Raw genomic sequence first — 11,901 nt, 5'->3', positions numbered from 1 at the left:
CGGCGGCCACCTGGTCGACCTGGACGCGGCTGTCCCAGCCGGCCAGCCGGTGCAGGCCGAACGGTTCGCGGGTGCCTCCCCGCCTCCAGAAGGGCACGACAGACACGATGGCACCGACGACGAAGGCGGCCGGTGACGGCAGCGGCCTGGTGGAGATGTCCTGGGACCCGATCACCCGGATCGTGGGCAGCCTCGGCATCCACACGAAGATCGACTTCAAGCAGAAGCGGGTCGCGGAGTGCTACAGCACCTCGTCGGTCTTCCGCGGCTACAGCGTCTTCATGCGGGGCAAGGACCCGCGTGACGCCCACTTCATCACCAGCCGGATCTGCGGCATCTGCGGCGACAACCACGCCACCTGTTCGGTCTACACGCAGAACATGGCGTACGGCGTGAAGCCGCCGCACCTCGGCGAGTGGATCATCAACCTCGGCGAGGCCGCCGAGTACATGTTCGACCACAACATCTTCCAGGAGAACCTGGTCGGGGTCGACTACTGCGAGAAGATGGTCCGCGAGACCAACCCCGGCGTGCTGGAGATGGCCGAGCGCACCGAGGCACCGCACGCCGGCGACCACGGGTACCGGACGATCGCCGACATCATGCGCTCGCTGAACCCCATCGAGGGCGAGTTCTACCGCGAGGCGCTGCAGGTCAGCCGCTACACCCGGGAGATGTTCTGCCTGATGGAGGGCCGCCACGTGCACCCCTCCACGCTCTACCCGGGCGGCGTCGGCACGGTGGCCACCGTCCAGCTGTTCACCGACTACCTGACCCGGCTGATGCGCTACGTGGAGTTCATGAAGAAGGTCGTGCCGCTCCACGACGACCTCTTCGACTTCTTCTACCAGGCGCTGCCCGGGTACGAGGAGGTCGGCCGGCGGCGCGTGCTGCTCGGCTGCTGGGGCAGCCTCAACGACCCCGACCACTGCGACTTCACGTACCGCAACATGACCGACTGGGGACGGAAGATGTTCGTCACCCCGGGCGTCGTCGTGGACGGCAAGCTGGTCACCAACGACCTCACCGAGATCAACCTCGGCATCCGGATCCTGCTCGGCAGCTCCTACTACGAGGACTGGCAGGGCAAGGAGCTGTTCGTCACCCACGACCCGCTCGGCAACCCGGTCGACCCCCGGCACCCGTGGAACCAGCACACCATCCCGCAGCCGCAGAAGCGGAACTTCGACGACAAGTACAGCTGGGTGATGTCCCCGCGCTGGTTCGACGGCAAGGACCACCTGGCCCTCGACACCGGCGGCGGACCCATCGCCCGCCTGTGGTCCACCGCGCTCTCCGGCCTGGTGGACATCGGCTACATCAAGGCCACCGGCCACAGCGTGCAGATCAACCTCCCCCGCTCGATGACCAAGCCCGAGGTCAGCTTCGAGTGGAAGATCCCGCAGTGGAGCAACGCCATCGAACGCAACCGCGCCCGGACCTACTTCCAGGCGTACGCGGCCGCGGCGGCCCTGCACTTCGCGGAGAAGGCGCTGGACGAGGTCCGGGCCGGCCGCAGCCAGACCTGGGAACGGTTCGAGGTGCCGGACGAGTCCATCGGCTGCGGCTTCACCGAGGCCGTGCGCGGCGTCCTGTCGCACCACATGGTGATCCGGGACGGCAAGATCGCCAACTACCACCCGTACCCGCCGACCCCGTGGAACGCCAGCGTCCGCGACAGCTACGGCACCCCCGGCCCGTACGAGGACGCCGTCCAGAACACCCCGATCTTCGAGGAGAACCCCCCGGAGAACTTCAAGGGCATCGACATCATGCGGGCCGTCCGCAGCTTCGACCCCTGCCTGCCCTGCGGCGTGCACATGTACGTGGGCGGCGGCCGGACCGTGCAGAAGATGCACGTGCCCACGGGCCTCAGCGGGCTCACCGCATGACGCCGGAGCAGACCGGCCGGCGGATCCAGGAGGCGCTGGACCGGCTGGCCGACGACGGCGCGCAGGACACCGGCGAACAGCTGGTGCGCGAACTCATGGCGTTCTACGCCGACGGCCTCGCCCGGCTCGTCCGGGCGGTGCCGCCGGCCGGCCTCTCCGCCCTGCTGGACGACCCGGCGGTGGCCGGACTGCTGGTCCTGCACGACCTGCACCCCGAGGACGCCGCCACCCGGATCGCCCGCGCACTGGCCGCGCTGCCCGAACCGGTCGAGCTGCTCGGCTTCGAGCCCGGCAGCGGCACGGTACGGCTGCGCCGGACCAGGAGCGGCTGCGGCTGCTCCGAGCAGGACGTCGAGGCCGCGCTCGCCTGCCACGCACCCGAGGTGACGGCGGTGGTGCTGGAACGGGCGCCGCAGCTGCTGCAGATCGGCACCCGCCCGGCGGCCCCGGCGGAGGCGCGGTGAGCACCCGTCAGCTCGGCCGGCCCGGCACCGCCCTGCTGCGGCGGCTGCGGGAGCCCGCACCGCCGCAGCCGGAGCGCTGCGCCTTCTGCGGCCGGAGCGTCCCGGACCCGCACCGGCACCTGGTGGACACCGAGGAACAGTCCCTCACCTGCGTCTGCACGGCCTGCGGGCTGCTGTTCCAGCAGCCCGGCGCGGCCGGCGGACGCTACCGCAGCGTCCCCGACCGCTACCTCGCCGACCCGGAGCACCGGATCGGCGAGCAGGCCTGGGCGGCCCTGGGCATCCCGGTCGGCACCGCCTTCCTGTTCCGCAACTCCCGGCAGGAGCGGCTCGTGCTGCTCTACCCGGGCCCGGGTGGAGCGACCGAGAGCGAGCCGGACGAGGGCGCCTGGCAGGCCGCGCTCGGCGGCAGCAGGCTGGCCGCCGCCCTGGAACCCGACGTCGAGGCGCTGCTCCTGCGGCACACCGACGACGGGGTCCAGTGCCACCTGGTGCCGATCGACGTCTGCTACGAACTGGCCGGCCGGCTGCGGCGCTGCTGGAAGGGCTTCGACGGCGGGGCCGAGGCCAGGGCCGAGCTCGACGCCTTCTTCACCCGGCTCGCCGAGCGCGCCCGGCCCCTGCGAGAGGACGGCACCCGGTGACCGAACTGGCCTTCGCCTGCACCGGAGTCCGGCCGGCCGAGCACGCGGCCGGCCCGACCCTGCTCTTCCGGCTGCGGATCACCGCACCCGCCGGGGTCCGGGTGCACGCCCTGGCGCTCCGCTGCCAGCTGCGCATCGAGCCCGCCCGCCGCTCGTACGGCGAGGCGGAGGGCGGGCGGCTGGCGGACCTCTTCGGCGAACGCTCCCGCTGGGGCAGCACGCTGAACCCCGTCGAGTTCGCCCAGGTCCCGCTGATGGTGCCCGGCTTCACCGGCGAGACCGAGACCGAGCTGCCCGTGCCGTGCACCTACGACATGGACGTGGCCTCGGCCCGCTACCTCAGGGCGCTGGACGACGGCGACGTCCCCCTGCTGCTGCTGTTCTCCGGCACCGCGTTCACCGGCCCCGGCGGATTCCAGGTCTCCCCGGTGCCCTGGGACCGGGAGGCCCCGGTGCGGATGCCGGTCCGGGTCTGGCGGGAGGCGGTCGACGCGCACTTCCCGGGCTGCGGGTGGCTGCGGCTGCCCGAGGACCTCATGGACGCGCTGCTCGCCTACCGCTCGCGCCGCGCCCTGCCGTCCTGGGAGGCGACCGTGCGCGAACTGCTGAGCGGCGCCCGGGCCGAGGAGGTGGCCCGGTGACCGCCTTCACGGCCGGGACGGAGAGCCGGTTCGCCCAGGCGCGGCAGATCGCCGACGCCGTCCTCCTGGAGGGGTACGTGCTCTACCCCTACCGGGCCTCGGCGGCCAAGAACCGGCTGCGCTGGCAGTTCGGCGTGCTCGTCCCGCCCGGCTACGGCACGGACAGCGGCGAGCACAGCCACCAGCGCACCGAGTGCCTGATGGAGCCGCGCCGGGGCGACCGGCTGGCCGTCGAACTGCGGTTCCTCCGGGTGCAGCGGCGCACCGTCCAGCGCGCCACCCCCACCGGCGGCTTCGAAACGGCCGAGGAGCTGGAACTCGCCGACCGGGTGCTCGTCCCGTGGGACGAGGGGGTCGAGGAGCGGGTGGAACTCGTCGTAACCGTGGACGAGTTGGCCGGGGCGGAGGTGGTGCGGCCGTTCGCGCTGCCCGCCTGCGAGGAGATGGAGCTGCTCCGCGGGCCCGGCGGGCCGGCCGGCCGGCTGCTGCGCAGGCGCGAGCGGGTCGACGGCGTCCTGCGGCTGACGGCGCCGGAGGTCCCGGGGCCGTACGGGGCGCGACGGCTGACCGCCGTGGTGGAGAACACCGGTGCCTGGGTGCCGCGGCCGGACGACCGGCGGGAGGCGGCGCTGCCCCACTCGCTCGTCTCGGCGCACCTGCTGCTCGGGCTCGACCGCGGCTCCTTCCTGTCGGTGACCGACCCGCCCGAGTGGGCCCGGGCCGCCGTCGCAGAGTGCCGCAACGAGCACACCTGGCCGGTCCTGGCGGGCCCGCCGGGCCGCGGACAGGTGTTGCTGTCCTCGCCGATCATCCTGGAGGACCACCCGAGCGTGGCCCCCGAGAGCCCCGGTGTGCTCTACGACGCGACCGAGATCGACGAGATCCTGGCGATGCGGACCGCGGCCCTGACGGACCGTGAGAAGCGCGAGGCCCGGGGCACCGACGCGCGGGCGGGCGCGGTGATCGACCTCGCCGACTCGATGCCCCCGGAGGTCCTGGAGCGGCTGCACGGCGCCGTCCGGGGCCTGCGCGAGGTCACCGGGAACGCGCCTGAGCAGCCCTGGTGGGACCCGGGGGACGATCCCGAGGTCGACCCCGCACGGGACCGGGTGCTGGTCGGCGGCCACGAGGTGGGAGCCGGCAGCCGCGTCCTGCTCCGGCCCGGCCGGCGGCGCACCGACGCCCAGGACCTCTTCCTGGACGGGCGGACCGCCGTGGTGGAGGCCGTCCTGCACGACGTCGACGGCTCGGTGCACCTGGCGGTGACGCTGGAGGACGATCCGGGGGCGGACCTGTGGCGGGCCCAGGGCCGGTACCGGTACTTCCAGCCCGACGAGATCACCCCGCTGGAGGGGCCGTGACGGCCGGGCGGGTGCTGGTCGCCGGGGTGGGCAACATCTTCCTCGGCGACGACGGGTTCGGGGTGGAGACCGTCCGGCGGCTGCGGGAGCACCGGCTGCCGGCGGACGTCGACGTGGTCGACGTCGGGGTGCGCGGGGTCCATCTGGCCTACCAACTCCTCGACGGCTACCGGACGCTGGTGCTCGTCGACGCCGTGGCGCGCGGGTCCGAGCCCGGCACGCTCCACCTGATCGAGGCGGACGCCGGCCCGGTGGAGGCGCCCGTGCTGGACGGGCACCGGATGGGACCGGACGCCGTACTCGCGCTGCTCGGCACGCTGGCCGCCGGGACGGGGGGATCGCCGCCCGGGCGGGTCCTCGTGGTGGGGTGCGAGCCGGAGTCGCTGGAGGAGGGGATCGGGCTGAGCGCACCGGTGGCCGCCGCCGTCGAGGAGGCGGTCCGGATGGTCCTGCGGACCGTCGGCGCGGACGGGCAAGCGCACGGGCAAGCGGCCGTGCAAGCGGAGAGAGAGGCATCGACATGGTGAAGAACCTGTTCGGCGTGGCCGCCCTGGCCTTCGTCGCGGCGTTGGTCTGGCAGAACCTGGACGAGCTGAAGCGCTATCTGCGCATTCGCCGGATGTGACCGGCGGGCTGCTGCGAACGGCGTAGTCCCCGGTGCGGCGGCGGCGCGGCTTCGAGCCGCTGCCGCCGCCGCACCCTGTAATGAAGCCTGTTGCCTCCAGCGGCGGGAACGGGGCCCATGCACGAGATGTCGATCGCGACGGCAGTCGTCGAGCAGGTGGACGCCGCGGCGCGCGAGCACGGCGCGGACGCGGTGGCGCGGGTGCGCCTCCAGGTGGGCGAGCTGGCCGGGGTGGTGCCGTCGGCGCTCGACTTCTGCTTCGAACTGGCCTGCGCCGGAACGCTGCTGGAGGGCGCGGTCCTGGAGACCGAGGCGGTGCCGGCGCGCGCGAGGTGCGTGCCGTGCGAGGTCGAGTGGGCCGTCGGCATGCCGCCCGATCTGGGCTGCCCGCACTGCGACGGCACCCGGGTCGAGCTGCTGGCGGGCCGGGAGCTGCAGATCCTCGGCGTCGAGTGGGCCGCGCGCCCGGCCGGCGCCGGAGCCGGACAGGAAGGCTGAAACCCATGTGTCGCACGGTGGAATTCCGGCGGGCGGTCCTCGCCCGGAACGACGACGGCGCCCGTGAGCTGCGGGCCCGGCTCGCCGCCCAGGGCACCGTCGCCGTCAACCTGCTCTCCAGCCCGGGCAGCGGGAAGACGGCGTTGCTGGAGGCCGAACTCGGGCTGGCCCGCGACCGGGGGATCCCCGTCGCGGCGCTCACCGCGGACCTCGCCACGGAGAACGACGCCACCCGGCTGGCCCGTTCGGGCGTGCCGGTGAAGCAGGTGCTCACCGACGGCCTCTGTCATCTGGAGACGGAGATGCTCAGCGGGCAGCTGGACGGCTGGCTGCCGCGGGGTACCCGGCTGCTGTTCGTGGAGAACGTCGGCAACCTGGTCTGCCCGGCCTCGTACGATCTCGGCGAATCGCTGCGCGTGGCGCTCGCCTCGGTCACCGAGGGGGAGGACAAGCCGCTCAAGTACCCGACGGCGTTCGGGCTGGCCAACCTGGTGCTGGTGACCAAGGCCGACCTCGCGGCGGCGGTGGAGTTCGACGAGGCGGCGTTCCTGGCGAGCGTCGCGCGGGTCAACCCGGGGGTGGAGGTGGTGTTCACCTCGGCCCGGACCGGGCAGGGCGTGGGGGAGCTGCTGGACCGGGCGTGCGCGGTGCTGGACGGCGCGGAGGTCCACCGGCCGGTGATGGCGGGCGCACCGGGGCCCGACGCCCACGGGCCCTCCGCGCACGGGCACGCGGCACACGGACACGCGGCGCACGGGCACGACGCACACGGACACGCGGCCGGGCATCAGCATGCGCACGGGCACCCGCACCCGCACGCCCATCCGGATCCGCACGCCGACCCGCAGCTCCCGGACGTGGAAGCCGGGCGGTCGTGACGGTCGGCCAGGCGCAGGCCGGACCGGAACGGCGCAGGGTGGCGGTCCGCGGGGTCGTCCAGGGCGTCGGCTTCCGTCCGTTCGTCTTCGCCCTCGCCGCCGAGCTCGGCCTCGCCGGCACCGTCACCAACACCGGCGAAGGGGTGCTGGCCGAGATCGAGGGCCGGCGGGAGGCGGTGGAGGCGTTCTGCCGTCGCATCGCGAGCGACGCGCCGCCGCTGGCCCGGGTCGACTCCGTGGAGCACGCGCCGCTGGCCCCCACCGGCGCGTCCGGGTTCGCCATCACGCCGTCCCGGGACGACGGCCCGCGGCGGACCCTGGTGCCGCCGGACACCGCCACCTGCGCGGACTGCCTCGCCGAGCTGGCCGACCCGGCCGACCGCCGCTACCGCCACCCGTTCATCAGCTGCACCAACTGCGGGCCGCGCCACACCATCGTCACCGGGCTGCCCTACGACCGGGCCAACACCACGATGGCCGGGTTCCCTCTGTGCCCGGACTGCACGCGGGAGTACACCGACCCGGCCGACCGGCGGTTCCACGCCCAGCCGGTCTGCTGCCACGCGTGCGGGCCCGCACTCGCGCTGGCCGTGCCGGGGCGGCCGGCCGTCGGGGGCGAGGCCGCTCTCGACGGGGCCCGCCGGCTGCTGCGCGACGGAGCGGTCCTCGCCGTCAAGGGCATCGGCGGGTACCACCTGGCGTGCGACGCGCTGAACGCGGAGAGCGTCGGCCGGCTGCGCCGGCGCAAGCGGCGCGGCGCCAAGCCCTTCGCCCTGATGGCCCGGGACCTCGGGGAGATCGCGGGGCTGGTCCGGCTGGGGCCGGTCGAGGAGGAGCTGCTCACCGGCCCCGTCCGGCCGATCGTGCTGCTCCGCCGGTCGGGCCCGCCGTCGGCGGCGCTGGAGGCCGTGGCACCGGGCAGCCCCGACCTCGGCGTGATGCTGCCGTACACCCCGCTGCACCACCTGCTGCTCGCACCGCCCGGGCCCGGGCTGCTGGTGATGACCAGCGCCAACCTGTCCGGTGAACCGATCGTGACGGACGACCGGGACGCCTTCGCCCGACTCGCTCCGTTGGTCGACGCCTGGCTGACGCACGACCGGACGATCCACGTCCCCTGCGAGGACTCGGTGGTGCGGGTGGTGGACGGCGAACAGTTGCCGGTCCGCCGCTCCCGCGGGTATGCGCCGCTGCCGCTGCCGCTCCCCGTGCCGGTCCGCCCCGTGCTCGCCGCCGGCGGCGACCTCAAGAACACCTTCGCGCTGGCGAGCGACGGCTACGCCTGGCTGTCCGGCCACGTCGGGGACATGGACGACCTCGCCACGCTGGACGCCTTCGACAGCGCGGTGGCGCACCTGGGGGCGGTCACCGGGGTCCGGCCCGAGGTGCTGGCGGTGGACCGCCACCCCGGCTACCGGTCGGCCCGGCACGCCCGGCGGTCCTTCCGGCGCGCGGAACTGCGGTCGGTGCAGCACCACCACGCGCACGTCGCCTCGGTCATGGCGGAGCACGGGCTGGACGGGCGCCGTCCCGTCATCGGGGTCGCCTTCGACGGCACCGGGTACGGGGACGACGGCGCGGTGTGGGGCGGTGAGGTGCTGCTCGCCGACTACGACGGCTTCCGCCGCTTCGGGCACCTGGGGTACGTCCCGCTGCCGGGCGGCGATGCGGCGGTGGCGCGCCCGTACCGGATGGCGCTCGCCCACCTCTGGGCGGCGGGCCTCCCGTGGGCGGCCGGACTGCCGTCCGTCCTGGCCTGTCCGGAGGGCGAATCCGTGGTGCTCCGGCGGCAGTTGGAGCGGTCGCTGAACTGCGTGCCGACGTCCAGCATGGGGCGGCTGTTCGACGCGGTGTCCTCGCTGGCCGGCGTGTGCCACCAGGCCGGGTACGAGGCGCAGGCCGCGATCGAGCTGGAGGCCGCGGCCCTGGCCCACGGACCGGCCGACCACGCCTACGGATTCGGACTGCGCCGGGAGGGAAGGGAGTTGACCGGCGATCCCGGGCCGGTGCTGGCCGCGGTGGTCGCGGACCTCGCCGCCGGCGCGTCGAGCGGGCTGGTCGCCGCACGGTTCCACGGCGCCGTGGCCGGCCTGGTCCGCGCGATGTGCCGGTCCGCCCGGGAGGAACACGGCCTGGAGACGGTCGCGCTGACCGGAGGGGTCTTCGCCAATGCCCTGCTCTCCTCCGACTGTGCGCGGGGCCTCCGGGCGGACGGCTTCACCGTGCTGCGGCACCGCCGGGTGCCGCCCAACGACGGCGGACTGGCCCTCGGTCAGCTGATGGTGGCCGCCCGGGCCGGGGGCCCGGGCGCCGGTTGAGAGGAGAGACCGCATGTGCCTGGCGGTGCCCGGCAGGGTGATGGAGATCGCGGAGCGCGACGGGACGCGGATGGCGGTCGTCGACTTCGGCGGAGTCGTCAAGGACGTGTGCCTGGAGTACCTCCCCGACCTGGAGGTGGGTGAGTACGCCATCGTGCACGTCGGGTTCGCCCTGCAGCGGCTGGACGAGGAGTCGGCCCGGCGGACCCTGGATCTCTTCGCCGAACTCGGCCTGTTGCAGGAGGAGTTCGGCGACCCGTGGGAGGCGGCGGCCGGTCTGGCCGGAACGGAGGAGCGGCAGTGAGGTACCTGGAGGAGTTCCAGAACCCGGAGCTGGCGGGCGGCCTGCTCGCCGACATCAGGGCGGCGGTCACCAGACCGTGGGCGCTGATGGAGGTGTGCGGCGGGCAGACGCACACCATCATCCGGCACGGCATCGACCAACTGCTCCCGGAGGGCGTGGAGTTGATTCACGGGCCGGGGTGTCCGGTCTGTGTCACCCCGCTGGAGGTGATCGACCGGGCCCTGGCGATCGCCTCCCGGCCCGGGGTGATCTTCTGCTCGTTCGGCGACATGCTGCGGGTGCCGGGCACCGACCGCGACCTGTTCCGCGTCCGCGGCGAGGGCGGTGACGTGCGCGTGGTCTACTCGCCGCTGGACGCGCTGCGGATCGCCCGGGAGAACCCGGACCGCGAGGTGGTCTTCTTCGGCATCGGGTTCGAGACCACCGCCCCGCCGAACGCCATGGCCGTCCACCAGGCCAGGAAGCAGGGCGTGCGCAACTTCAGCATGCTCGTCTCGCACGTGCGCGTGCCCCCGGCCATCGAGGCCATCATGAACGCGCCGGAGTGCCGGGTGCAGGGCTTCCTCGCCGCCGGGCACGTGTGCAGCGTGATGGGCACCGACGAGTACCCCGGGCTGGCCGCGCGCCACCGGGTGCCGATCGTGGTCACCGGCTTCGAGCCCCTGGACATCCTGGAGGGGATCCGCCGCACCGTACGGCAGTTGGAGCGTGGGGAGTACACCGTCGACAACGCCTACCCGCGGGCCGTCCGGCCGGAGGGCAACCCGGCGGCGCGGGCCATGCTGGAGGACGTCTTCGAGGTGACCGACCGGGCCTGGCGCGGGATCGGCGTCATCCCGCAGAGCGGCTGGCGGCTCTCGCCGCGCTACCGCGACCACGACGCCGAGTACCGCTTCGACGTCGCCGGGATCACCACCTGCGAACCCGCGCAGTGCCGCAGCGGCGAGGTCCTGCAGGGCCTGCTCAAGCCGAACCAGTGCGAGGCCTTCGGCACCGTCTGCACCCCGCGAACCCCGCTCGGCGCCACCATGGTGTCCAGCGAGGGGGCCTGCGCCGCGTACTACCTCTACCGGCGGCTCGGCACGCCGGGCGTTTCCCGGGAGGCGAGCCCCGTTGGCTGACACCGAGATCCTGACCGGGCCGGTCCCCGGGCCGTCCGCCGGCCGGCCGGCCGAGCCGGACTTCTCCGGGTGGAGCTGCCCGCTGCCGCTGCGCGACCACCCCCGGGTGGTGATGGGGCACGGCGGCGGCGGGGCGATGTCCGCCGAGCTCGTGACCGGCCTCTTCGCCCCCGCGTTCGGCGGCCGGACCCTGGCCGGCCTCGCGGACTCCGCGGTCCTCGAACTCGGCGGCGCCAGGCTGGCCTTCTCCACCGACTCCTACGTCGTCCGGCCGCTGTTCTTCCCCGGCGGCGGCATCGGCGACCTCGCCGTCAACGGGACGGTCAACGACCTCGCCATGAGCGGCGCGCGGCCCGCCTACCTCTCCTGCGGCTTCATCCTGGAGGAAGGGGTGGAGATGGCCGTGGTGGACCGGGTGGCCCGGTCGATGGGCGCCGCCGCCCGTGCGGCCGGGGTGGAGGTCGTCACCGGGGACACCAAGGTGGTCGAGGCCGGCCACGGCGACGGCGTCTACCTGAACACCGCCGGCATCGGGCTCGTCCCGGCGGGCGTCGACATCAGACCGCAGCGGGCGGCCCCGGGCGACGTGGTGATCGTCAGCGGGGAGATCGGACTGCACGGCGTCGCGATCATGAGCGTCCGCGAGGGCCTGGAGTTCGGGGTCGGGATCGAGAGCGACTGTGCCGCGCTCGGCGGCCTGGTCGAGGCGATGCTGGCCGTCACCCCCGACCTGCACGTCCTGCGCGACCCCACCCGGGGCGGCCTGGCCGCGGCGCTCAACGAGATCGCGGCGGCGGCCGGCGTGGGCGTGGTGGTGAACGAACGCTCCGTCCCGGTGCCCCCGGAGGTGGCGAACGCCTGCGCCGTGCTGGGCCTCGACCCGATGTACGTCGCCAACGAGGGCAAGCTGGTCGCCTTCGTGCCGCGCCAGGAGGCGGACGCCGTGCTCGCCGCCATGCGGGCCCACCCGCTGGGCGCGGGCGCGGCGGTGATCGGCGAGTGCGTCCCCGACCACCCCGGCATGGTCGTCGCCCGCACCGCCTTCGGCGGTACCCGGGTGGTGGACCTCCCGATGGGCGAGCAACTGCCGCGGATCTGCTGACCGCTCACGTGACCGCTCACGGCTGCGGCCCCGGCGGTGCGCGAGCCGGGGCC

12 protein-coding genes are annotated in these 11,901 nt (G+C 74.2%); all 12 read left to right on the top strand.

Translation table 11 applies throughout. The annotated features are described in order from the left end of the window. Window positions 1–107 precede the first annotated feature (107 nt). The 12 genes from ABZ885_RS27000 (at window position 108) to hypE (ending at window position 11,848) form a co-directional block, all read left to right on the top strand. Complete coding sequence (locus ABZ885_RS27000) at window positions 108–1,892, top strand: nickel-dependent hydrogenase large subunit (protein WP_360193733.1); 1,785 nt, start codon at window positions 108–110, stop codon at window positions 1,890–1,892. Beyond that, complete coding sequence (locus ABZ885_RS26995; protein WP_360193731.1) at window positions 1,889–2,356, top strand: thioredoxin; 468 nt, start codon at window positions 1,889–1,891, stop codon at window positions 2,354–2,356. The genes ABZ885_RS27000 and ABZ885_RS26995 overlap by 4 nt, the downstream gene beginning before the upstream one ends. Window positions 2,357–2,388: 32 nt before the next feature. Continuing rightward, complete coding sequence (locus ABZ885_RS26990; RefSeq protein WP_360193738.1) at window positions 2,389–3,000, top strand: DUF5947 family protein; 612 nt, start codon at window positions 2,389–2,391, stop codon at window positions 2,998–3,000. Next, on the top strand, window positions 2,997–3,641 hold the full coding sequence (locus ABZ885_RS26985) for a DUF6084 family protein (RefSeq protein ID WP_360193728.1): 645 nt from the start codon (window positions 2,997–2,999) through the stop codon (window positions 3,639–3,641). The genes ABZ885_RS26990 and ABZ885_RS26985 overlap by 4 nt, the downstream gene beginning before the upstream one ends. Continuing rightward, window positions 3,638–5,002, top strand: a complete 1,365-nt coding sequence (locus tag ABZ885_RS26980; RefSeq protein ID WP_360193725.1) for a hypothetical protein — start codon at window positions 3,638–3,640, stop codon at window positions 5,000–5,002. The genes ABZ885_RS26985 and ABZ885_RS26980 overlap by 4 nt, the downstream gene beginning before the upstream one ends. After that, a complete protein-coding gene (locus ABZ885_RS26975) occupies window positions 4,999–5,529 on the top strand; it encodes a hydrogenase maturation protease (RefSeq protein ID WP_360193722.1) in 531 nt (176 codons plus the stop codon). Before ABZ885_RS26980 ends, ABZ885_RS26975 begins: the two co-directional genes overlap by 4 nt. A 215-nt stretch (window positions 5,530–5,744) precedes the next feature. Continuing rightward, window positions 5,745–6,125, top strand: coding sequence for a hydrogenase maturation nickel metallochaperone HypA (hypA, locus tag ABZ885_RS26970; protein WP_360193719.1), 381 nt, complete (start codon window positions 5,745–5,747; stop codon window positions 6,123–6,125). Window positions 6,126–6,130: 5 nt separating this feature from the next. Next, window positions 6,131–7,003, top strand: a complete 873-nt coding sequence (gene hypB, locus ABZ885_RS26965; RefSeq protein ID WP_360193716.1) for a hydrogenase nickel incorporation protein HypB — start codon at window positions 6,131–6,133, stop codon at window positions 7,001–7,003. Continuing rightward, entirely contained in the window at window positions 7,000–9,321 is a 2,322-nt protein-coding gene (hypF, locus tag ABZ885_RS26960; RefSeq protein ID WP_360193714.1) for a carbamoyltransferase HypF, read from the top strand. Before hypB ends, hypF begins: the two co-directional genes overlap by 4 nt. 13 nt (window positions 9,322–9,334) lie before the next feature. Next, a complete protein-coding gene (locus ABZ885_RS26955; protein ID WP_360193711.1) occupies window positions 9,335–9,625 on the top strand; it encodes a HypC/HybG/HupF family hydrogenase formation chaperone in 291 nt (96 codons plus the stop codon). Beyond that, window positions 9,622–10,746 carry a hydrogenase formation protein HypD gene (gene hypD / locus ABZ885_RS26950; protein WP_360193708.1) on the top strand — a complete coding sequence of 375 codons (1,125 nt, stop codon included), beginning with the start codon at window positions 9,622–9,624 and terminating at the stop codon, window positions 10,744–10,746. Before ABZ885_RS26955 ends, hypD begins: the two co-directional genes overlap by 4 nt. Window positions 10,747–10,858: 112 nt before the next feature. Next, window positions 10,859–11,848 (top strand): hydrogenase expression/formation protein HypE, encoded by a 990-nt coding sequence (hypE, locus tag ABZ885_RS26945; protein WP_360193736.1) that lies wholly within the window; start codon window positions 10,859–10,861, stop codon window positions 11,846–11,848. The last annotated feature ends 53 nt before the right edge of the window (window positions 11,849–11,901 follow it).

The sequence above is a fragment of the Kitasatospora sp. NPDC047058 genome (genome assembly GCF_040643935.1).
Taxonomy (GTDB): Bacteria; Actinomycetota; Actinomycetes; order Streptomycetales; family Streptomycetaceae; genus Kitasatospora.
The sequence above is the reverse complement of the archived record's forward strand: the minus strand, read 5'-3'. Positions and strand labels throughout refer to the sequence as shown.

Excerpts from the sequence above, each read along its gene's own strand:
- ABZ885_RS27000 (WP_360193733.1), top strand. The coding sequence starts at position 108 with ATGGCACCGACGACGAAGGCGGCCGGTGACGGCAGCGGCCTGGTGGAG.
- ABZ885_RS26995 (WP_360193731.1), top strand. The coding sequence starts at position 1,889 with ATGACGCCGGAGCAGACCGGCCGGCGGATCCAGGAGGCGCTGGACCGG.
- hypA (WP_360193719.1), top strand. The coding sequence starts at position 5,745 with ATGCACGAGATGTCGATCGCGACGGCAGTCGTCGAGCAGGTGGACGCC.
- hypB (WP_360193716.1), top strand. The coding sequence starts at position 6,131 with ATGTGTCGCACGGTGGAATTCCGGCGGGCGGTCCTCGCCCGGAACGAC.
- ABZ885_RS26955 (WP_360193711.1), top strand. The coding sequence starts at position 9,335 with ATGTGCCTGGCGGTGCCCGGCAGGGTGATGGAGATCGCGGAGCGCGAC.
- hypE (WP_360193736.1), top strand. The coding sequence starts at position 10,859 with ATGGGGCACGGCGGCGGCGGGGCGATGTCCGCCGAGCTCGTGACCGGC.